Below are 20,323 nucleotides of genomic sequence, written 5' to 3' on the forward strand. Positions count from 1 at the left end.
AATCCACACCGAACCCGGAAGGCCCTCACCCGTTCAAGATCCCTCAGCCGAGATCTGGATCACCCGTCCACAACCTCCCCGGACAGAACAGCTAGCGGACGCCCGGCGCTGCCCGATGCGCCGGTCGCGCGCACCGGGCAGCGCCGGGCGTCCTACGGCGGAGGCGACGTCATCGGAGCGACGTGACGGCCTCGAACGTCAGCCCAGGGCAGGACGCCGATCGGCCCGGGCTCACGCCGACGACGGCCGGCCCGGGCGCTCAGCGCGGAGGCTCTGCGTCGGCCGCGATCCACGGCATCGCGATCCAGACGGTCTTGCCGCCCTCGGGCGTGGGATCGACGTGCAGCCTTCCCCCGCACTCCGCGATGAGCCAGCGGATGATGACCATTCCGCGGCCGTTGTCCTGCTGCACGGCCGCGGGCAGGCGCTGGGGCCTGCGCGGATGGCTGTCCGTGACACCGACGCACAGTCGCTCGTCGCGCTCCAGGCGGACGTCCACCGTGAAGGTCGGGGACAGCCCGAAGGTGTGTTGGACGGCGTTGGTGGCGAGTTCGGAGACGATGAGACGGACCGTTTCGGCGGTGCCGGTCTCCCCCGGCAGTCCCCATTCGGCGAGGACCTCGGAGACGTATCTGCGCGCGGCGGATACCGAGGCGGGATCGCTCGGCAGAGTGACGGAGGCTTCCTGATGGTCTGCCATGGCGAGCTGTCCCTTTCCCACCGGGGCTGCCGGAGCGCGGCACGTAGCGGATTGGATGCCGGAACAGCCTCGGACTGCGCTTCGCGCCAGACTGCCACTGTTGCCGCCCCCGTGGCAGGGGATCCACCAGGATATGCATATATCTGTCGCTCAAAGCGGTGAACCCTGCTACGCGAGAGCGTATTTGGGCGCACACTTGGCGCCTGGCGCCTGGCGCTGCGTCCGCCGGTGCGTCGGCCGGTCACCGGTGTCAGCCGCCCGGCGGCGGTGCGAGCGGCGGAGAACAGGAGGAGATTCGGCATGCGGCAGGGACCCGCGGTGCGCCGGCGCAAGCTCGGGGAGGAACTGCGCGGTCTGCGGCTGGGCGTCGGCCTGACGAGCCGGGAGGCGGCGCTGCTCGTGGGCTGGAACCAGTCGAAGGTGAGCCGCATAGAGACCGGAACGAGCGGTGTGAAACCGGCCGATGTGGCTCGGCTGCTGGACGCCTACGGAGTGGCCGACCAGCGGTTGCGCGAGTTGCTGGGGACGCTGGCCGGCACGGCGGACGGCGGGGGAAAGGGCTGGTGGCACGCGTACCGCGGGGTGATTCCGCCGCAGTACCGGGACTTCATCAGCCTGGAGTCCCAGGCGAGCGCGGCGCGGACGCTGGAGACCTCGGTGGTGCCCGGGCTGTTGCAGACGCCCGACTACGCGCGGGCGGTGACCCGTTCCGCGCTGGAGAGCGTCCCGACGGCGACGGTGGACTCGCTGGTGGAAGTGCGCATCGCGCGTCAGCGCGTACTGAGGGCGGAACGCCCGCTGACCTTCAGCGCCGTGCTGGACGAGGCGGTCTTCCGGCGCCAGGTGGGCGGTCGGGAGGTGATGCGGGGCCAGCTCCGCCGGGTGCTGGAGATGGCCCAACTCCCGCATGTGCGGCTGCAGGTGCTGCCCTTCTCGACGGGCGGTTACGTGGGACTGACCGGATCTTTCGTTATCTTCTCCTTTCCGAACACTTCTGATCTAGACGTGGTTGTTCTTGACCACCTGACGAGTAGTCTCTATCTCGAACGGAAGGAAGACCTCGAGACGTACAGCGCCGCTTTCCGCACCATGCAGGCGCATGCACTCTCGCCGACCGACTCGTTGGATCTCGTCGCAGGGATCCGCGACTGCGTGTAGGGAAGGCACCCCCCAATGTCTGCTCACGACGCACGCGTACGCCCTCTGCCTGGCACGTACTGGCAGCGCAGCAGCCGCAGCGTGGGAATGAACAACTGCGTGGAGACCGCGCTGTGCGCCGACGGCGCCCTGGCGGTGCGCGACTCGAAGAACCCCGGACTGCCGCTCCTCGTCTTCTCACCGGCCGCCTGGACCGGCTTCCTCAGCGGACTCGGCGCGCCGTCGCGGTGAACGGGACCGCGCCGCGAGCGCGCGGATCCCCGTGCCGGGCACCCGGCGCCGCGTCAGGCACCGGGTGCCGTCTCCAGGATGGTGGCGACCGCCGTCCCGATCTGCCGATCGGTGAGGTCGGCGCGCGCGGTGAGCCTGATCCGTGAGATCCCGTCCGGCACGGACGGCGGCCGGAAGCAGCCCACGGCCAGACCCGCGGCACGGCAGTCCGCAGCCCAGCGCACCGCCGACTCGGGTGAGGGCGCCTGTACGGAGACGACGGCCGCGTCCGGCCGGGCGGCGGTCAGTCCCGCCTCCGTCAGCCGTCCGTGCAACGTGCTCGCCACGATCCGCGCCCGGTCGGCGAGCGCGGGCTCGCGGCGCAGGATCCGCAGGCTCGCGAGGGACGCGCCCGCGGCGGCCGGGGCGAGTCCGGTGTCGAAGATGAACGTTCGAGCGGCGTTGACGAGGTGCTCGACGACACGCGCCGGGCCCAGGACCGCTCCGCCCTGGCTGCCCATGGACTTGGAGAGGGTGAGCGTGGCGACGACATCGGTGGCCCCCGCGAGTCCGGCCGCGTTCAGCGCTCCCCTGCCTCCTTCGCCGAGGACGCCGAAGCCGTGCGCGTCGTCCACGACCAGGGCCGCCCCGTGTGCACGGCACACATCGGCGAGAGCGGCCAGCGGCGCGGCGTCGCCGTCCACCGAGAAGACCGAGTCGGTCACGAGCAGGGCTCGCCCACCGGAGTGGGCGTCCAGCGCCTTGGCCACGGCCTCCGGATCGGCGTGCGCCACGACGGCGGTCTCCGCCCGCGACAGCCTGCAGCCGTCGACGATCGACGCGTGGTTGCCGGCGTCCGAGACGATGAGAGACCCGTGCGCGCTGAGCGCCGTGAGCGCCGCGAGGTTCGCCGCGTACCCGGAGGAGAACACCAGGGCGGCCTCGAATCCGCAGAACTCGGCGAGCTCGTGCTCCAGTTCCGCGTGCAGTTCGGTGCTTCCGGTCACCAGTCGGGATCCGGTCGCCCCCGCCCCCCAGCGCCGGGCGGCCGCGGCGGCCGCCTCGGTGACCTCCGTCCTGCGGGTGAGGCCGAGGTAGTCGTTGCCCGCCAGGTCGAGCAGGGCCGAGTCGGCGGGCCGTGGACGCAGCGCACGGACGAGGCCCGCCTCCGCACGGCGGCGCGCCGCGTCGTCCGTCCAGTCGAAAGGATCCTGAGGCACTGGGGGCATGGTCCGGTCCTTTTGTAGGCAGCGAACAGACCCTAGCGGGGGACGCCGGAGGTCAGAGTGTGGCCATACACACACCTCAAACGGGGGCTGTTGTGGAGTTCCTCCTTGGCCGGGGGGCGCCCGGTAGGCGAGGATCTGCGCCATGGACCTCCTGAACACGCTGGTGGACAAGGGCCTGCGGCGTGAGCTGCCGACCCGCGAAGAAGCGCTCGCCGTACTGGCGACCTCCGACGACGATCTGCTCGATGTGGTGGCCGCGGCCGGAAAGGTGCGCCGTCAGTGGTTCGGGCGGCGGGTGAAACTGAACTATCTGGTCAACCTCAAGTCCGGGCTCTGTCCGGAGGACTGTTCGTACTGTTCCCAGCGGCTCGGTTCCAAGGCGGAGATCCTCAAGTACACCTGGCTGAAGCCGGACGAGGCCTCCGAGGCGGCCGCCGCCGGGGTCGCGGGCGGCGCGAAGCGGGTCTGCCTGGTCGCCAGCGGCCGCGGACCCACGGACCGCGACGTCGATCGCGTCTCGAAGACCATCGCGGCCATCAAGGAGCAGAACGACGGCGTCGAGGTGTGCGCCTGTCTGGGGCTGCTTTCCGAAGGCCAGGCGGAGCGGCTGCGCGAGGCCGGCGCCGACGCGTACAACCACAACCTCAACACGTCCGAGGGGACGTACGGGGACATCACGACCACGCACACGTACGCGGACCGTGTGGACACCGTCCAGAAGGCCCATGCGGCCGGACTGTCCGCCTGCTCGGGGCTGATCGCGGGCATGGGGGAGAGCGACGAGGACCTGGTCGATGTGGTGTTCGCGCTTCGGGAGCTGGACCCCGACTCCGTGCCGGTGAACTTCCTGATCCCGTTCGAGGGCACTCCCCTGGCGAAGGAATGGAACCTGACCCCCCAGCGGGCGCTGCGCATCCTCGCCATGGTGCGGTTCGTGTGCCCGGACGTGGAGGTGCGCCTCGCGGGCGGCCGCGAGGTCCATCTGCGCACCCTGCAGCCGCTGGCACTGCACCTGGTCAACTCCATCTTCCTCGGCGACTACCTCACCAGTGAGGGCCAGGCGGGCAGGGCGGACCTGGAGATGATCGCGGACGCGGGCTTCGAGGTGGAGGGCTCGGACACCACGACGCTGCCGGCGCACCGAGCGGACGCAGCCCCGGGCGGCTGCGGTTCCCACGGCGGCGGGGGCTGCGCCCCGTGCGGCGACAGCACCGAGGAGACCGCGCCGGAGGCAGCCGGTGTCTCCGGGGCGCGCCCCGACCTGGTGGCCGTCCGCCGCCGCGGCGCGGGAACCGACCTCGCCCCCAATGCGTAGCTCCGACGCCCGCGAACTGGTGGCCCTGGACCGGGCCCACGTCTGGCACCCGTACGGCCCCATGCCGGGCCGTACGGACCCGCTGGTCGTGGAGTCGGCGTCCGGAGTGCGCCTCCGGCTCGCCGAACCGGCACACGGTCGGACCGAATTGGTGGACGGCATGTCCTCCTGGTGGTCCGCGGTCCACGGCTACAACCACCCCGTGCTCAACGAGGCCGCTCGGGGCCAGCTGGAGCGGATGAGTCACGTGATGTTCGGCGGGCTCACCCACGAGCCGGCGGTCCGGCTCGCGACCCGGCTCGTCGAGATCACTCCGGAACCCCTGCGGCACGTCTTCCTCTGCGACTCGGGCTCGGTGTCCGTCGAGGTCGCGGTGAAGATGTGCCTCCAGTACTGGCGTTCGACGGGCCGGCCGGCCAAGCGCCGGCTGATGACCTGGCGCGGCGGCTACCACGGTGACACCTGGCAGCCCATGTCGGTGTGCGACCCCGAGGGCGGGATGCACGAGCTGTGGTCCGGGGTACTGCAGCGACAGATCTTCGCCGACCCGCCCCCGGCCGGCCACGACCTGCCGTACGACCCCGCCTATGCGGACCATCTGCGCGCACTCGTCGCGCGGCACGCGGACGAGCTCGCCGCCGTGATCGTGGAACCGGTGGTGCAGGGCGCCGGGGGGATGCGATTCCACTCCCCCGCGTATCTGCGGGTGCTGCGGGAGGCGTGCGACGAGCACGACGTGCTGCTGGTCCTCGACGAGATCGCCACCGGATTCGGGCGCACGGGCCGGCTCTTCGCGGCGGAGCACGCGGGGATCGCGCCCGATGTCATGTGCCTCGGCAAGGCACTGACCGGCGGTTATCTGAGCATGGCGGCGACGCTGTGCACGGGGAGGGTGGCCGAAGGCATCTCGCGCGGCGAGGTGCCCGTGCTGGCGCACGGGCCGACCTTCATGGGCAATCCGCTCGCGTCGGCGGTCGCGTGCGCGTCGATCGACCTGCTGCTCTCCCAGGACTGGGAGCAGGAGGTCAAGCGCCTGGAGACCGGGCTCCGCGCGGGTCTCGCGGAGGCGGTCGGCATCGGCGGCGTCCAGGACGTCCGCGTTCTGGGCGGGATCGGCGTCGTCCAGCTCGACCACCCCGTGGACATGGCGGCGGCGACCGAGGCGGCCGTGCGCGAAGGCGTGTGGCTGCGGCCGTTCCGCGATCTGATCTACACCATGCCGCCGTACGTCACGGGCGACGCGGATCTCGCCCTGATCACGCGGGCGGTCCGCGCCGCCGCCGCGGCGGGCTGAACCGGCGACGGTCCGGGGGCGTCCCCCCGCCCGTCGTCCCTCACCAGCAAGGGAGCACCGTGGGCGTCCTCGTCGTCACCGGGACGGGTACCGAGATCGGGAAGACCGTCGTCACCGCGGCCGTCGCCGCGGCGGCCGCCGCACAGGGGCAGAGGGTGGCGGTACTGAAACCCGCTCAGACGGGCCTCTCGCAGGGCGAGCCGGGAGACGCCCGCGAGGCGGCACGGCTGGCCGGCCCGGGGGTGACCGGGATCGAACTCGCCCGGTTCCCCGAGCCGCTCGCTCCGGCGACGGCCGCCCGCCGCGCCGGTATGGCGCCCGTCGGGCCGTACGAGGCCGCCGACGCTGCCGCGAAGCTGGCGGAGGAGCACGATCTGGTACTGGTCGAGGGCGCGGGCGGACTGCTCGTACGGTTCGACGAGCGGGGCGGCACGCTCGCGGACGCCGCCCGCCTGCTGGGCGCGCCCGTACTGGTCGTGGCCCCGGCCGGGCTCGGGACGCTGAACGCGACCGCGCTCACCACGGAGGCCCTGCGCGCCCGCTCCCTGGAGCCCCTGGGCATCGTGGTGGGCAGCTGGCCCGCGGCGCCGGACCTCGCCGCCCGCTGCAACCTCGCCGACCTTCCGGAGTCGGCCGGGGCGGCGCTGCTCGGCGCGGTCCCCGAGGGCGCCGGCTCGCTGGCACCCGAGGCGTTCCGGGCCGCTGCGCCGCGCTGGCTGACGCCCGCACTCGGCGGGTCGTGGGACGCGGGGGCGTTCGCGGCGGACTTCGGGCCGGCCGCACGGTGAGCGCCGTGCGAGCGCGGGTTCAGGAGATCGTCTTCGACTGTGCGGAGCCGTCGGCCCTCGCACGGTTCTGGGCCGGGCTGCTCGGCGGTGAAGCCGTCGAACGGAGCCCCGGCTGGGCGTACGTCGACCCGCCCGGCTTCGTCCGCCTCGCCTTCCAGCGGGTGCCCGAGGGGAAGTCCACCAAGAACCGGCTGCATCTGGATGTGGACGCCGGCGACGTGGACGCGGCGGCCGCCGAGGCGACCCGGCTCGGCGCGACTCCGGTGGGAGCCGTGGTCACCGACGACCAGGGGCGCTTCCGGGTGATGCTGGACCCGGAGGGCAACGAGTTCTGCTTCGTCGGCGACTGACGGGCGTGCTCGCGGCCGGGGCGCCGGCACGGGTGCTCAGATGGCCGGGCCGTACTCGGGAGGCACACGGGTGCCCGGGTGGGTCGGTGCGGCGGGGCTGCCCGACGCCCGGTGGACCGCTCCGGGCGGGCGGACCGGCCGGAACTCCCGGCTCCGTGCGGGGGATCGCCGGCGCGCCGCCGGGGGTGTCGGCGCGCCGCCGGCGAACGGGGCTGAGTGAGTGAGGGCGCCCGGGGGGAGAATCACCCTGTTCGCCACCGCTCCGTCGAGACGGTTCGCACGGCGGGCGCCCGAGTCGTGCTCCGGAGGAGGCCAGCCATGCCGTCGCGCAGCTCCAAGGTCCCCCGGGACGCCGTACACCATCCGCTGTTCGCCCGCTTCTACGCGCGGTTCAGCGTGGCGGCCGACCTCAAGGGCGGCATCGCCGCGCACCGCGAGGAGCTGCTGACCGGCCTCTCGGGCCGTGTGATCGAGATCGGCGCGGGGAACGGACTCAACTTCGCGCACTATCCGGCGGCGGTTTCCGAGGTCGTCGCCCTGGAACCGGAGCGCAGCCTCCGGCAGTTGGCGGTCACGGCCGCGAGGCACGCGGAAGTGCCGGTCGACGTGGTACCGGGCGCGGCGGAGGCGCTGCCCGTGAAGAGCGAGGCCTTCGACGCGGCCGTCGCCTCCCTCGTGCTGTGCAGCGTGCGGGACCTGCCGCGCGCGCTCGCGGAGATCAGGCGCGTCCTGCGCCCCGGCGGTGAACTGCGGTTCTTCGAACACGGGGCCGCTCCGACCCGGCCGATGGCCGCGCTCCAGCAGGGACTGGACCGCACGGTGTGGCCACGGATCTTCGGGGGCTGTCACACCGCCCGGGATCCGCTCGGCGCGATCGAGGCCGCCGGCTTCGAGCTGGGCACGTACCGCGGGCTGCGCGTGCCCGAGAAGGGACCGCGGCTGCCGACGTCCTTCTGCGTACTGGGGGTTGCGCGCCGGCCGCACGAGGACACCCGCTGACCGCACCACGCCGCGCCGCCCGCCTCCGCAGGCGGCGTGAGCTCCGGCGCCGTGCGGGCGCCCGGTCGTGGGCCCATGGGCCCCGGTGGGGTCGGCCGTGTGCCACGCAGCCGGAAGGCCGCCCTCGGGCTCCTTGGGTCACTCGATCCAGCCGCGCAGCTCGCGGGCGATCCCGTGAACGCCGGTCTTGCCCTCCTTCACCAGCCGCGCCAGATCGCGCACACGCTCCGGGGACGTGACCACCCGCAGTCCGCCGGCGACGAGATAGCCGTAGGCGACCGCCGTCGCGAACATCGCGTTGGAGTGCTCCAGGGCAGGGACGTGCAGCAGCACCTGCATCAGGGCGGCCGCGCGCGTGTACGGGTCGTCGTAGACGGCCATTCCGAAGATCTCTGCCTCGTGGCGGCTGACCGCGGCGATCAGCGCACCCCAGTCGGTGACCTGCGGATCGCCGGGCGTTTTCTGCTCGGCGACCATGAGCAGCCAGGCGAGATCGATCGACAGGTTCAACGCTTGCCTTGCACTGCCGGCTTGGGGCGACGGGACCGGCGCCCGGTACCGTCCGGCCGCACATCCGCACCCGGGGATGCGGCACCGTCACCCGACGGCCTCACGGCGGAAGGCGGCGCGGCCGGAGCCCCGAACTCCTCGGCGAACACCGACTCGTACTGCTTCATGAAGTCGGCCGCGGCCTCGACGAAGGCACGCCCCGCCTCGCCCGCGTCCTGTCTGACGAGCTCCTCGATGTACCGGTTCACACTGAGCCCGCGCTGATGGGCCCTGCGGCGGGCGGCTGCGGCGGTGCTCTCGTCCACCCGTACGTTCAGCTGTGTCTTGGCCACTCCTCCAAGCTAGCGCTGCCGCGCTAGTACCGGCAAGAGGGCCGGCAGGCCCGAGGGAGGACGTCCTCGTCCCGCCCGCCTGCGCCGCTCCCGCCTGAACGAACCTCCGGAACATCGCAGTCGGGGAAGCCGTTCCGGTACGGGGCGGCACGGTGACGTGCGCCCGGGATGCGGAACGGCGCGAAGGTGAACACGACGCAGCAGGGCTTGAGTTCTCGCCGCCGAACGGGCACAGAGGCCGGCCGCGGACGCGACGGCTGCGGCTCGATGACCTACTCGACCCCGTCGGCGCGTTCCGCCGGCTGGTCGAGGAGCCCTCGCTCCACCCGAACCACCCGGCTGTGGCGCATGGCCTGGACGGTCGGGGGAAAGCGCGTCGGAGCAGGCACGCGGAAGCGTGTCACAGAAGCGGGTGCGGGGAGGCGCCGACGTGGGCAAGAGCAGGTGCGTGAACGGCGGCACGTGTGGCCGCGAGTGCACCGGCGGGCCGGTGGGGCGGGCCGGCACCGCGACCGGCGGAGCGACGCGCCGTCGGACGGCCCGGCGCAGGCGACCGGCGGCGCGGGGAAACCCCGGGGAACCGCTTCGACTGCGGGACCGGGACGATGATGGGATGGCCGCCATGAGCGATCTTCGGACAAGGGCCGCCACCCCGGCCGATCTCGACACCGTACTCGCCTTCTGGAAGGTGGCTGCCGAGGGCACGAGCATCAGTGACGACCGGGACGGGATCGAGCGACTGATGGCCAGGGACGCCGAGGCACTGATCCTCGCCGAGCGCGGCGGAGTGCTGGCCGGAACGGTCATAGCGGGATTCGACGGCTGGCGCTGTCATCTCTACCGGCTGGCGGTCCATCCCGATCACCGGCGGCAGGGGATCGCCGGCGCACTGCTCAGGGCCGCGGAGGAGCGCTTTCTGCGGGTGGGCGGGCGGCGCTCGGACGCGATGGTGCTCGACCGGAACGAGCCCGCGCACCCCGCGTGGCGGGCGGCCGGATACGCGCCCGAGCCGCAGTGGAGTCGCTGGGTGAAACCGCTCCGCCGGGAAGCGGCCGGCTACCGGTCCCAGGCAACGCCGGAGGAGCCCGCCCCAGGCCCCGGCCGGGCGTCGGACGTCGGGGCGGCAGGACCCCTCCCCGCGGCAGGCGCACCCGTGCCCCGCCGGTCCCCGGACCGCCGTACCGGCGGATGACCATGAGAGGCCCGCTTCCTCTTCGAGTGAACGAAAGGTGTGAGCACAAGCCCATGCGCGAGCCTCGGCCGGCAGACAGCGCGCGGGCCTTCCCGCCCTGGCCGACCATGGGACGGAGGTGAACCGATGACCGAAGTGCTCCTGCTTCTCCTGGCAGTGCTGCTCGCGCTCGCGTGCGGTGGATTCGTGGCCGCCGAGTTCTCCCTCACCACCGTCGAGCGGGCCGAGCTGGAGAAGGCGGCCGAGCGGGGAGAGCGTGGCGCCGGCAGCGCCCTGAAGGCCGTGCGGGAACTCACCTTCCACCTGTCCGGCGCCCAGCTCGGCATCACGGTCACCAATCTGGTCGTCGGCATGCTCGCCGAGCCGTCCATCGCCAAGCTGATCAGCGGCCCGCTCAGGGCCCTGGGCGCCTCGTCGTCCGTGGCGTCGTCACTCGCCCTCGTCATCGGCACCGGACTGTCCACCGTGTTCCTGATGGTCGTGGGAGAGCTGGTCCCGAAGAACTGGGCGATCTCGCGGCCGCTCGCGGTCGCCAGGGTGGTCGCCACACCGCAGCGGGTCTTCTCCGCGGTCTTCCGCCCGCTGATCGGCCATCTGAACAGCACGGCCAACCGCGTCGTGCGCCGGCTCGGCCTGGAGCCCACCGACGAGCTGGCGTCCGCGCGCAGCCCGCAGGAGCTCGTAGCCCTGGCCCGCCACTCCGCCAAGGAGGGGGCGCTGGAGGCGGACACCGCTGAGATGTTCGTCCGGACACTGATGCTCGCCGAACTGACCGCGGAGAACGTCATGACCCCGCGCGTCCAGGTCACCGCCCTCGACGCGCAGGCCACCGCCGAGGACGTCGCCAACGCCTCGCGGGCCACGGGACTGTCCCGATTCCCCGTGTACCGGGGCAGTCTGGACACCGTCGTGGGGGTCGTGCCCATCAAGGACGTCCTGTCCGTACCGGCCGAGCGCCGCCCGCGCCATCCGGTCTCCGAGCTGATGCGCGAACCGCTGCTCGTTCCCGCCACTCTGACCGTCGACCGGCTGCTCGACCTGCTGTCCGGCAAACGGACCATGGCCGTCGTCATCGACGAGTACGGCGGCACGGCCGGTGTGGTGACCCTGGAGGACATCGTCGAGGAGGTCGTCGGGGAGGTCCGGGACGAACACGATCCGCACGAGACGCCCGATCTCGCCCGGGCCGGGGACGACGAGGACGGCCGCGCCCTGTGGTCCGCCGATGGCGCCGCACGGATGGACCAGCTCGCGGTCATCGGACTGCGGGTGCCCGAAGGGCCGTACGAGACCCTGGCGGGCCTGATCGCAGAGCGGCTGGGCCGGATCCCCGCCGTCGGCGACACCATCGAGCTGTCGGGATGGCGTCTCGACGTGGTCGACGCGTCGGGTCGGCGGGCGGCACGGGTACTCCTCCATGAACCGAAGGTCGCGGACGAGTCCCCGGGGCAGCGGACCCGGCTGCGCGGACAGCGACGGAGCCGCACCGAGGCGCCCACCGAAGCCGAGTGCGACGCATCCGGTGGGCCTGATGGGCCGGACGGGCCCGAGGCGCTCGACGAGCCTGATGCACCGGACGGACCCGACGGCCCTCGGGCGAGGACGCGGGGAGGCCCGCCGGGCAGGCCACGCGGGAACGCGGCGCACGGGTCCGTCGAGTCTCCCGGCACGAGTGCGGGGGCGGAGGCTCCCGAAGCCTCCGGAGGGCACCCGGATGCGGCCGGCACCGCCGCCCGGAGCGAACCCTCCGACCGGACCGGGCGATCCGTCGGCGCAGGAGGGCAGGGACACGCGGGGGACACGGGCCGGGACCGCAGCTCCGGGCGCTCCGCGGGCTCGGCGGGCTCCGCGGGCTCCGCGGGCTCCAGAGAGGGGAGGGATCCACGATGACCGCCGTTCAGCTCCTCATCGGTCTGCTGACCCTGGTGCTCAATGCCTTCTTCGTCGGCGCCGAGTTCGCCATGATCTCCGTGCGCCGGAGCCAGATCGAGCCGGAGGCCGATGCCGGAGACCGGCGCGCCCGGAGCGTCATGTGGGGGCTGGAGCACGTATCGGCCCTGCTCGCCGCGGCCCAGCTCGGCATCACCCTGTGCACCCTGGTGCTGGGCGTGGTCGCGGAACCGGCCATCGCCCATCTGCTGGAGCCGGTCTTCGACGCCGCCGGGGTGCCCGACGGACTGGTCCATCCGATCTCGTTCGTGATCGCCCTCGGCGTCGCCACCTATCTGCACATGCTCCTCGGTGAGATGGTCCCCAAGAACGTCGCCCTCGCCGAGCCCGCGCGAGCCGCGCTGCTCCTCGGCCCTCCCCTGGTGGCGCTCACCCGGGCGCTGCGGCCGGTCATCTTCGCCATCAACTCCTTCGCCAACGCGCTGCTGAAGCTGCTGCGGGTGGAGACCAGGGACGAGGTCGCGGCGACCTTCTCGGACGACGAGCTGGCCCGGATGGTCAGCGACTCCGGGGCCGCCGGGCTGCTCGACGACCGGGCCGCCGAGCGGCTGCAGGACGCGCTGGAGCTGGGGCGGCGCCCGGTCGTGGACGTGGTGACGCCCGTTGAGCGCGTGATCTACGCACAGGTCGGCACGACGCCCGAGGAGCTGGAGCGGCTCGCTGCGGAGTCCGGGTTCTCGCGCTTCCCCGTCGTCGACAGCACCCGCCGGATCCTCGGCTATCTGCATGTGAAGGACGCTCTGGACCAAGCGCCCCGCAACAGGCCGTTCCCCGTGTCGGCACTGCGGCCCATCGCCCGGGTGCGGGCCGAGACCCCGCTCGACGACGTGCTGACCGCCATGCGGCGCAGCCGCACCCACCTCGCCGCGGTCCTGGACGAGAACGGGAAGCTCGCCGGCCTGGTCACGATGGAGGACGTGCTCCGGATCCTTGTCGGGCCTTCGGGGCAGCCCCGCTGACGGGCGGCGGTGGCGGTGGCTCGGGGCCGCTGCGAGCAAGCGGCATACCGAGCGGTACGATCGCACGGCCATGGAGACGAATGCCTCATACAGCAGTTTTGTCGCGGTCGGCGACTCGTTCACCGAGGGGATGTCCGACCTGCTTCCCGACGGCACGTACCGGGGCTGGGCGGATCTCCTCGCCGCCCGGCTGGCCGCCCGCACCCCCGGTTTCCAGTACGCGAACCTGGCCGTCCGGGGCAAGCTCATCGGGCAGATCGTCGAGGAGCAGGTGGGCCTCGCCGCCGCCATGCGTGCGGACGTGGTGACCTTGGTGGGCGGCCTCAACGACACGCTGCGCCCCAAGTGCGACCTGAGCCGGGTACGCGACCTGCTGGAAGAGGCCGTGGAACGTCTCGCTCCCAGTTGCCGCCGGCTGGTGCTGATGCGCAGCCCGGGACGGCAGGGGCCGGTCATGGAGCGCTTCCGGCCCCGCATGGAGGATCTCTTCGGGCACATCGACGAACTGGCGGCCCGGCACGGGGCGCTGGTGGTCGACCTGTACGGGGCCGAGGTCCTCGGCGACCAGCGGATGTGGGACGTGGACCGGCTGCATCTGACGGCCGAGGGCCACCGGAGGGTCGCCGAAGCCGTCTGGCAGACGCTGGGCCTGGCCGCCGAGGACGACTGGCGGTCTCCCCTCCCTCCGCCTGAGCCCCTCGGCTGGGCGGCACGCCGGTCCGCCGATCTCCGGTTCACCCGGGAGCACCTGGTTCCGTGGATCGCGCGCCGCATGACCGGACGCTCGTCGGGTGACGGCCTGCCGCCCAAGAGGCCCGAGCTGCTGGTGTGGGAGGCGGACGGCAACCGTCGTGCCGGCCGGCACGACACCGGCCTCTCGTAGCAAGCCACAAATCGGGGCGAGCACCGGCCTGCGCGAACCGCCAGTAGAATCCGTACACTGTTCTACCCTGATCACCATTCGGGCTGGTCAGGGCCGATACACGGGCTCGTGTGAGAGATCAAATCTCACAATCTCTCACGACAGTGCTTTTTGATCTCCGCCGTGGAACGCGTCGAGCGCGTCGGCCGCGCCCCTCATGTCCTCGGCGACGATGGACACGTACTTCCGTTTGGTAAAGGCGGCGTTCGTGTGGCCGGCCCACGCGGCGAGGATGACGTCCGGGACGCCGCTCAGCGCGAGAGCCTTCAGCACCGCATGACGGGCGTCGTACAACCTGACTTGCCGTAGACCGTGGCGACGCATCAGCCGGTAGGCGTGCTCCCGCAGTTGGCGCGTGTTGAGCGGCACTCCCAGCTCGTCGACGACGACGTACCCCGTGTCTGTGTACGCCTCCCCCGCCGTCGCCTTCTCGGCGGCCTGCATCACCCGCAGCTGCCGAAGGGCCTCCCATGGTCCGCGCGGGAGCGGGAGTGCCCGCTCGCCGGAAGCCGTCTTCGTGTCCTTCTCGACGACCCGGAGGTTGCCGACCATCGTCCGCGTCATCGCGATCTCGATGATGCCGTCGTCCAGGTCGACGTCCGTCCACCTCTGGCCGCAGACCTCGGCCGGCCGTAGGCCCATCAGGGACAACAGCAGCGGGGCGTACAGCCGGTCTCCAGCGATACCGCGGATGAACGTCTGCACCTCGGCCACGGTCCACGGCTCGACCTTGTCGCGCTCCCGCTTGTCGGTCTTCTTGTCGGCGAGCGAGGGGCGCACTTCCGCAGCCACGTTGACGCTGACGAGCTTGCGGACCACGGCCCGGCGCAGGGCGCTCCGCAATCGGATCAGGATGCCCTCGACTGTCGACACGGCCAGTCGCGTACCGGGCTCGCCACCCTTGCGACGGCCGCCGGTCACCAGGCCGTCGACGAAGTCGCGGACGTGGTCCTCGGTCAGTTCCTGTAGACGGATGTGCCCAAGCTGGTCGTAGACGTGGACCAGGGCGAGACGGTACGTGCGGATCGTCGTCTCCTCGACGTCGCGCCGCTTGTACTCCAGCCACTGCTCGAGCCACTCCCCCAGCGTGATCTTGTTGGGGGCGATGAGTGTTCCGGCGGCCCGCTGGTGCAGGATGCGGTCGCGCTCCGCTTCCGCCTCCTTCTTCTTGTCCCGGGTGATGGTGAGTTGGATCCGCTTGCCGTTCTCGTCGCGACCGGCGTCCACCATGACGCGGTAACGCACGGAGCCGTCACGCAGCACGATCCGCTTCGGCTCAGCCATCGCCGCCCTCCGCGTCGTCCTCGAGCCAGTGCGGTCGGCCTTCCTTGAACCTGAGTTCAGCTTCGTAGCGGGCCCGTCCAGCTGCCAGACCCGACGCGTCTGTCCGCAACAAGGGCGAGCGCCCATCAGCCCAGTTCCAGGCCTCATCGGCGGACACAGCCCCGTACCCGGTTACCTCAACGCCGTCGGCCGGCTCGACCTTCACCGGGAGGAGCAGGGCGGAAGCGTTGACGCCAAGAGCGACCGCAAGGGCGACCAGGTCGTCGACGGTCACTTGCCTCTCGCCCCGCTCGATCTTCGCCACTGCGGATGGGGCGATCGGGCGCCCAGCCTTGGCGAGCTTTCCGGACAGCTCGTAGGTCGACCATCCGCGCACGTCATCCCTCAGGCGACGCACGTTGGCGGCCACTGTTGCGGCGGTCGGCCCCATCTCTACGGCACCGCGGCGCTTCTTCTGCTCATCAGCCATGCACAGAAGAGTAGGGGTCAATTGAATCTTTCTCCGCGTCGACCTATCTGATACTTTGGGCTTCATGGACCCAGTCTAGGTTCAGGCGAACCTAGATTCAACTCGCTTGGAGGCATTAAATGCCTGAGGAGCTTCTGACTCCGAAGCAGGTCGCCGAGGAATACCCCTTCTCGCCGCAGCAGCTGGCCACGTGGCGATGGATGGGGCTCGGTCCGGACTACATCAAGCTCAGCCCCGGCAAGAGCGGGCGGATCAGGTACAAGCGCAGCGCCATCGAGAAGTGGCTCGACGCGTGCACGGTGACTGGGAGCGCCGCATGACCAAGCCCTCCCAGCCCACGCTGGCCGACGTTCGGAAATGGCCGGCAACCGTCAGCGTGACCGAGGCTGCCCGCGCCATCGGGTGCAGCCGCAGCCACCTGTACGACCGGGTGAAGCGCGGGGAGAGCCCCGTGAAGACCATCCCCGTCGGCGCCCGCCATGTCGTCATCACGGCCGACCTGGTGCGGCTGCTGTCCGGGGAGACCCGGGAGGCAGCGTGACCGAGAACGTGAACGGCCCCCAGATGCTGCGAACACCTGGGGACCGGAAAGACCTCGCTGCGGGCGTGCGGTCTGAGACCACCGTAGCGGACACGGCGCCGACCATCGACCCCGACGACGCCGTAAGACTCTGGGCCGACGCGAAAGCCCTGTACTTCGCCCGCATCTTCCCCAAATACGGCTCGCCCGCCTGGCGCGACCTCGAACCCGACGACCCCAAGCGGCTCGCAGCCGCCCTCTACGCCGCGGAAATGTGGCGGAAGTACGGCGACGAAGACGAGCTCATCGCCTGGTTCCAAGAGGCCAGCCGGCCCCGGCCGCCCATCGGCGAAGCCGCCGAATCGGCACGCCGAGCCGCCGCCTACCGGCCGCCCCCGCCCCACCAGTTGCGCGCAACACCCGGCTGGCCACCCATCGCCGTACCGGGACACCCCGGCCGGTACCTCACCTACGAGCAGCACCAGGAGGCCGCATGACTTGCCCCAGCGGCCGACACGTCCCCGAGCCCGACGACGACGCGGAGTACACGCGGCAGCTCATCCTCATGTGCCAGGAGCGATGCCAGGACCACGAGCCCGCAGTGGACCTCTGGGCGACCGAGGAAGCCCAGCCGGTGCGCCTGGCCGTCGCGCAGGAGCCTGCAGCGCGCGTTCCCACCTGGCGCCCGCGGGACCTACAGGACGTCCTCGACGGCACGTACCAGGCACCTCAGCCCACTGTCGGCCGGCGGGATGACGGCGTCGGACTCTTCTACCCAGGGCGCATGCACTCCGTGGTCGGCGAGTCTGAAGGCGGCAAGACCTGGTTCGCCCTCATGGCCGTAGCGTCCGAACTCACGGCCGGGAACAGCGTCGTGTTCATCGACTTCGAAGACGACGCCCCCGGAGTAGTCGGCCGGCTCCTCGCCCTCGGCGCCACGGTCAAGGACATCAGCGACCGGTTCGCCTACATCCGCCCCGAGGAGCCGCTGAGCATCGGGATCAACCGGCTGGAGATCGGGCAGGCGCTGAACGACCTGCGGCCCACGTTCGTCCCCATCGACGGCGTCACCGAAGGCATGGCCATGCACGGCATGGAACTCAAGGACAACACCGACGTGGCCAAGTTCGGCCGCATGCTCCTGCGGCCCATCGCAGAGATGGGCGCCGCAGTCGCCACCCTCGACCACGTCGTGAAGGACAAGGAAGGGCGCGGGCGGTACGCCATCGGCGGCGTGCACAAGCTCAACGGCCTCAACGGCGCCATGTACGTCCTCGAGAACCGCAAGCCCTTCGGCGTCGGTGTCACCGGCAAGAGCACCGTCCGGATCGCCAAGGACCGGCCCGGACAGCTCAGGCGCCACGCCCTGCCCCATCAAAGCGGGCTCCACTGGTTCGCCGACTTCGTCCTGAAGTCCCACGACGAGCAGTTCACCGAGGCGTCGCTGTACCGGCCAATCGAGAACGACGGCCCGATCCGGCACCCGGATGTCATGAAGCGGATCACGGATGCCATCGCGGGCGCCAAGGAGCCGCTGAACACCCGCGGCCTCGAGGCCCGAGTAGGCGGCCGGAAGGACGTGCTGGCAACAGCCCTCGCCGCACTCGTCGACGAAGGGTTCGTCGAGGTACAGCTGGGACCGAACCGGGCCAAGCTGCACACCCTCCTGAAGCCATTCGAGACGGAGGGATAGCCAGTGTCCCCGTGTCCCCCGAGTGTCCCCCCAGTGTCCCCCGGGGACGCCTTCCCCCCGGTGTCCCCGTGTCCCCCGTCCCCCTATAGGGGGGACACGTGGACGGGGGACACCCAGCAATCCAGAGAAGCCCTTCCCGTCCCCCTTCTGCTGCCATCTCTGGCGGCCACCACAGACCAGGAGCAGACCGCATGACTGCCTTCCCGTCCCTGTACAAGTACGCGATGGCGCACGAGTGCCCCAGCTGCAAGGCGCCCGCCGGCACCGTCTGCAACGCACCCAACAAGGCGAAGCGCGCCGCCCGCGTGCAGGGCCTCCGCGCGGAACTGGGCCTCGACCGGGTCGACGAGCCGGACCCGATCACCCTCCTGCACAAGATCCGCCAAGCGGCAGGGGCCACCCACCGGCGCCAGGACATCGGCGCCGCCCCCTGGGCAGGAGACCGGATCCCGGGCGAGCGCTACGACACCCTGCCCCGGGAGGCGTCATGACCTCCTACGTCAACGAGCAGGTCGCGGCCCGGATAGCGGCGGCCAAGGCAAAAGCGCAGCAGCAGCGAGAGGCCCGGGAAGAGCTCGCCGCCGCCCGCGCAGCCGGCCTCCGCGCCAGACACAGGGCCAAGGCCAAGCGATTCGGGATCCGTCTCGGGTTCTGCGCCTCCTGCGCCCGCCCCCTGATGCGCAACACGTACTTCCTCTGCTCGAACGGCTGCGGGGCGAAGGTCTGCCGCGGCCACCCGCGCTGCGCCGAGCAGCACAACCCCCAGTGCCCCAAGCGGGCCACCGCCTACACCGACAGCCCCCAGGAGTCGGGATGACGGCCCCAACCTGCATCTCCTGCCGCAAGCGCCTCCACCGCACCGGCACCGCATGCCCCCACTGCGAAGCCTGGTACTGCAGCCGCGCCTGGCCCTTCTGCCACCAGGCCCACCAGACCAGCGCCCACCGAGGGAAAAGGATCCGACGACGCCATGCCGCCTCCTGACACCGAAGCCACCGCAAAGACCCTCACCCTCGCCGCCCTCCGCGGCGACTACCAGGCACTCATGCTCACGCTCGCCACCACAGACGACCGCGACGTGCGCACCGCAGCCGGGCAAGCCCTCGCCGGCATGGCCGAACTCCTCGTTGCCGCAGCACCCGGCCAGCTCCCCCTCATCGTCCGAACCATCCGCGACACCCCCGTAAAGGACCACCCATGAACACCGAACTCGAAACCGCCCTCGCCACCATCCCCGGCTACACCCGCCATGCCCGAGCCGCCGCCGCCCTCGCCACCCACTACACCCGGCTGCGGAACAAGCGACTCGACGCCGGCATCAACCCCGTCTTCCGTTCCTGCCAGGAACTCACCGAACAAGTCACCGCCGCCGCGCTCTCCGACCGGCTGCCCGACGAGCTCACCGAACACGACTGGGGCCAGCACTGGCAGGACGTCATCCGGCACACCCAAGAAGACCTGCTGTTCCAGGCCCTCACCGAAGCCACCACCAGGGCCGAGAACCAGCGCCGGCACCTCATCAGCCAAGGCGCCAACACCGCCCTCCGCAGCCTCAACCAGCAGCTGCAGCAACTCCTCGCCGCGGTCCGCGCCGGCCGCGCCAGCCAGCAGCACGCCGACACCTACAGCCGGATCCGCCAAGCACAGCGGCACATCTTCACCGAAGCCCACCACTCCGCCACCCGCCCCATGCTCAACGCCGTCGGCGAGATGGCCGACCTGTACGAGCACTGGCCCCGCTGGACCAAGAACGGCAAGCCCGGCAGCCCCGAACCCGACCAGCCCGCCCCGTGGACCCGGCACGGCTCCGACCCCGACAGCAGCACCTACACCCCCGAATACCTCCAGTGGGCCACCGACAACCGAGCCCACCTGTGGGTGCCCACCTTCCCCCAGCTGCAGGCCGCCGCGGTCCGGGACAACCGACTCCGCGAACAGCAGGACATCCACCGGCAGAACGTCAACAACGGCGCCGCCCCCCGGGAACGCTTCACCACCCCCCACCACCTCGACCTCGACGCCTTCCTCGCCGAGCAGAACGACAAGGAGCCCGCACATGTCTGACCTGAACAGGGGCCGCGAACTGTGGCGCTCACGCCACCAGAGGCCCGCCGTCAGCGAGCAGGACGGCAGCGACGGCACCAGCCCCGAAGACCACGGCTATGCGACAGCCGGTCTCGCCGAAGGCCACGCCCTGTGGCGGCGACGCAAGGCCGGCGGCACGTTCGCCCTCGGCCCCGAGCCCGTCGCCCCCGATGTCACACCAGGCAACGACGCGGCCTGACCGACACGCAGACTCGGTGTCAAAGCCACTCGCCGTCCCGTCCCGTCCGGCCGTGCGAGAGCCATGGAAGGCCGTCAGGCCGTCCAGCACCGTCCACAGGAGCCCGGCACCCACCGTGTCGGGCTCCGGGCGTTCAACGGCCCGCCAGGCGCGCGTCCCGTCACT

Annotated in this window: 24 protein-coding genes and 2 pseudogenes; 20 read left to right on the forward strand and 6 right to left on the reverse strand. The window is 71.5% G+C overall.

The window, feature by feature from the left end:
- Positions 1–259: 259 nt before the first annotated feature.
- Positions 260–700, reverse strand: coding sequence for an ATP-binding protein (locus AB0J10_RS26495; RefSeq protein WP_363064975.1), 441 nt, complete (start codon positions 698–700; stop codon positions 260–262).
- A gap of 300 nt (positions 701–1,000) precedes the next feature.
- Here AB0J10_RS26495 and AB0J10_RS26500 point away from each other — a divergent pair, with 300 nt between their 5' ends.
- Positions 1,001–1,858 carry a helix-turn-helix transcriptional regulator gene (locus AB0J10_RS26500; RefSeq protein WP_363064976.1) on the forward strand — a complete coding sequence of 286 codons (858 nt, stop codon included), beginning with the start codon at positions 1,001–1,003 and terminating at the stop codon, positions 1,856–1,858.
- 15 nt (positions 1,859–1,873) lie between these two features.
- On the forward strand, positions 1,874–2,089 hold the full coding sequence (locus AB0J10_RS26505) for a DUF397 domain-containing protein (RefSeq protein ID WP_363064977.1): 216 nt from the start codon (positions 1,874–1,876) through the stop codon (positions 2,087–2,089).
- Positions 2,090–2,142: 53 nt separating this feature from the next.
- Here the strand turns inward: AB0J10_RS26505 and AB0J10_RS26510 are convergent, their stop codons facing one another.
- Positions 2,143–3,288, reverse strand: coding sequence for an 8-amino-7-oxononanoate synthase (locus AB0J10_RS26510; RefSeq protein ID WP_363064978.1), 1,146 nt, complete (start codon positions 3,286–3,288; stop codon positions 2,143–2,145).
- A gap of 151 nt (positions 3,289–3,439) precedes the next feature.
- Here AB0J10_RS26510 and bioB point away from each other — a divergent pair, with 151 nt between their 5' ends.
- The 5 genes from bioB (at position 3,440) to AB0J10_RS26535 (ending at position 8,043) form a co-directional block, all read left to right on the forward strand.
- Positions 3,440–4,612, forward strand: a complete 1,173-nt coding sequence (gene bioB / locus AB0J10_RS26515) for a biotin synthase BioB (protein ID WP_363064979.1) — start codon at positions 3,440–3,442, stop codon at positions 4,610–4,612.
- The gene (locus tag AB0J10_RS26520) at positions 4,605–5,906 is read left to right on the forward strand and encodes an adenosylmethionine--8-amino-7-oxononanoate transaminase (protein ID WP_363064980.1); all 1,302 of its coding nucleotides are present in this window, start codon (positions 4,605–4,607) and stop codon (positions 5,904–5,906) included. The genes bioB and AB0J10_RS26520 overlap by 8 nt, the downstream gene beginning before the upstream one ends.
- Positions 5,907–5,965: 59 nt before the next feature.
- Positions 5,966–6,694: a dethiobiotin synthase gene (gene bioD, locus AB0J10_RS26525; protein ID WP_363064981.1), complete on the forward strand. Its 729-nt coding sequence runs from the start codon at positions 5,966–5,968 to the stop codon at positions 6,692–6,694.
- Between the two features lie 5 nt (positions 6,695–6,699).
- A complete protein-coding gene (locus tag AB0J10_RS26530) occupies positions 6,700–7,044 on the forward strand; it encodes a VOC family protein (protein WP_363064982.1) in 345 nt (114 codons plus the stop codon).
- Between the two features lie 318 nt (positions 7,045–7,362).
- Positions 7,363–8,043 carry a class I SAM-dependent methyltransferase gene (locus tag AB0J10_RS26535; RefSeq protein WP_363064983.1) on the forward strand — a complete coding sequence of 227 codons (681 nt, stop codon included), beginning with the start codon at positions 7,363–7,365 and terminating at the stop codon, positions 8,041–8,043.
- Positions 8,044–8,181: 138 nt separating this feature from the next.
- Here the strand turns inward: AB0J10_RS26535 and AB0J10_RS26540 are convergent, their stop codons facing one another.
- Positions 8,182–8,553 carry a fic family toxin-antitoxin system, toxin component gene (locus AB0J10_RS26540; protein ID WP_363064984.1) on the reverse strand — a complete coding sequence of 124 codons (372 nt, stop codon included), beginning with the start codon at positions 8,551–8,553 and terminating at the stop codon, positions 8,182–8,184.
- Positions 8,550–8,885 carry a hypothetical protein gene (locus AB0J10_RS26545; protein ID WP_363064985.1) on the reverse strand — a complete coding sequence of 112 codons (336 nt, stop codon included), beginning with the start codon at positions 8,883–8,885 and terminating at the stop codon, positions 8,550–8,552. Before AB0J10_RS26545 ends, AB0J10_RS26540 begins: the two co-directional genes overlap by 4 nt.
- A 622-nt stretch (positions 8,886–9,507) precedes the next feature.
- Between AB0J10_RS26545 and AB0J10_RS26550 the strand changes: the two are divergent.
- From AB0J10_RS26550 to AB0J10_RS26565, 4 genes and pseudogenes are all read left to right on the forward strand, one after another.
- A pseudogene (locus tag AB0J10_RS26550) lies at positions 9,508–9,924 on the forward strand (GNAT family N-acetyltransferase); the annotation flags it as partial.
- Between the two features lie 279 nt (positions 9,925–10,203).
- Positions 10,204–11,496 (forward strand): annotated as a pseudogene (locus tag AB0J10_RS26555) (hemolysin family protein); the annotation flags it as partial.
- Positions 11,497–11,963: 467 nt separating this feature from the next.
- Positions 11,964–12,986 (forward strand): hemolysin family protein, encoded by a 1,023-nt coding sequence (locus AB0J10_RS26560; RefSeq protein WP_363064986.1) that lies wholly within the window; start codon positions 11,964–11,966, stop codon positions 12,984–12,986.
- A gap of 70 nt (positions 12,987–13,056) precedes the next feature.
- Positions 13,057–13,869: an SGNH/GDSL hydrolase family protein gene (locus AB0J10_RS26565; RefSeq protein ID WP_363064987.1), complete on the forward strand. Its 813-nt coding sequence runs from the start codon at positions 13,057–13,059 to the stop codon at positions 13,867–13,869.
- A 135-nt stretch (positions 13,870–14,004) separates the two neighbouring features.
- Here the strand turns inward: AB0J10_RS26565 and AB0J10_RS26570 are convergent, their stop codons facing one another.
- Together AB0J10_RS26570 and AB0J10_RS26575 are read right to left on the reverse strand one after the other, a co-directional pair.
- Entirely contained in the window at positions 14,005–15,192 is a 1,188-nt protein-coding gene (locus tag AB0J10_RS26570; protein WP_363064988.1) for a site-specific integrase, read from the reverse strand.
- Positions 15,185–15,661, reverse strand: coding sequence for a helix-turn-helix transcriptional regulator (locus AB0J10_RS26575; protein ID WP_363064989.1), 477 nt, complete (start codon positions 15,659–15,661; stop codon positions 15,185–15,187). The genes AB0J10_RS26570 and AB0J10_RS26575 overlap by 8 nt, the downstream gene beginning before the upstream one ends.
- 119 nt (positions 15,662–15,780) lie before the next feature.
- On the opposite strand from AB0J10_RS26575, the gene AB0J10_RS26580 reads away from it, so the two are divergent.
- The 9 genes from AB0J10_RS26580 (at position 15,781) to AB0J10_RS26620 (ending at position 20,158) form a co-directional block, all read left to right on the forward strand.
- Positions 15,781–15,981: a helix-turn-helix domain-containing protein gene (locus tag AB0J10_RS26580; protein WP_363064990.1), complete on the forward strand. Its 201-nt coding sequence runs from the start codon at positions 15,781–15,783 to the stop codon at positions 15,979–15,981.
- Positions 15,978–16,202, forward strand: coding sequence for a DNA-binding protein (locus tag AB0J10_RS26585; protein WP_363064991.1), 225 nt, complete (start codon positions 15,978–15,980; stop codon positions 16,200–16,202). The genes AB0J10_RS26580 and AB0J10_RS26585 overlap by 4 nt, the downstream gene beginning before the upstream one ends.
- Complete coding sequence (locus tag AB0J10_RS26590) at positions 16,199–16,678, forward strand: hypothetical protein (RefSeq protein ID WP_363064992.1); 480 nt, start codon at positions 16,199–16,201, stop codon at positions 16,676–16,678. The genes AB0J10_RS26585 and AB0J10_RS26590 overlap by 4 nt, the downstream gene beginning before the upstream one ends.
- Entirely contained in the window at positions 16,675–17,874 is a 1,200-nt protein-coding gene (locus AB0J10_RS26595) for an AAA family ATPase (protein WP_363064993.1), read from the forward strand. Before AB0J10_RS26590 ends, AB0J10_RS26595 begins: the two co-directional genes overlap by 4 nt.
- Positions 17,875–18,065: 191 nt before the next feature.
- Complete coding sequence (locus tag AB0J10_RS26600; RefSeq protein ID WP_363064994.1) at positions 18,066–18,365, forward strand: hypothetical protein; 300 nt, start codon at positions 18,066–18,068, stop codon at positions 18,363–18,365.
- Positions 18,362–18,691, forward strand: coding sequence for a hypothetical protein (locus tag AB0J10_RS26605; RefSeq protein WP_363064995.1), 330 nt, complete (start codon positions 18,362–18,364; stop codon positions 18,689–18,691). The genes AB0J10_RS26600 and AB0J10_RS26605 overlap by 4 nt, the downstream gene beginning before the upstream one ends.
- Positions 18,692–18,844: 153 nt before the next feature.
- The gene (locus AB0J10_RS26610) at positions 18,845–19,075 is read left to right on the forward strand and encodes a hypothetical protein (RefSeq protein ID WP_363064996.1); all 231 of its coding nucleotides are present in this window, start codon (positions 18,845–18,847) and stop codon (positions 19,073–19,075) included.
- On the forward strand, positions 19,072–19,938 hold the full coding sequence (locus tag AB0J10_RS26615) for a hypothetical protein (RefSeq protein ID WP_363064997.1): 867 nt from the start codon (positions 19,072–19,074) through the stop codon (positions 19,936–19,938). The genes AB0J10_RS26610 and AB0J10_RS26615 overlap by 4 nt, the downstream gene beginning before the upstream one ends.
- A complete protein-coding gene (locus tag AB0J10_RS26620) occupies positions 19,931–20,158 on the forward strand; it encodes a hypothetical protein (RefSeq protein WP_363064998.1) in 228 nt (75 codons plus the stop codon). Before AB0J10_RS26615 ends, AB0J10_RS26620 begins: the two co-directional genes overlap by 8 nt.
- Positions 20,159–20,323: the final 165 nt, after the last annotated feature.

Origin of the sequence: Streptomyces sp. NPDC049887 (genome assembly GCF_040656535.1) — a bacterium.
Taxonomy (GTDB): Bacteria; Actinomycetota; Actinomycetes; order Streptomycetales; family Streptomycetaceae; genus Streptomyces.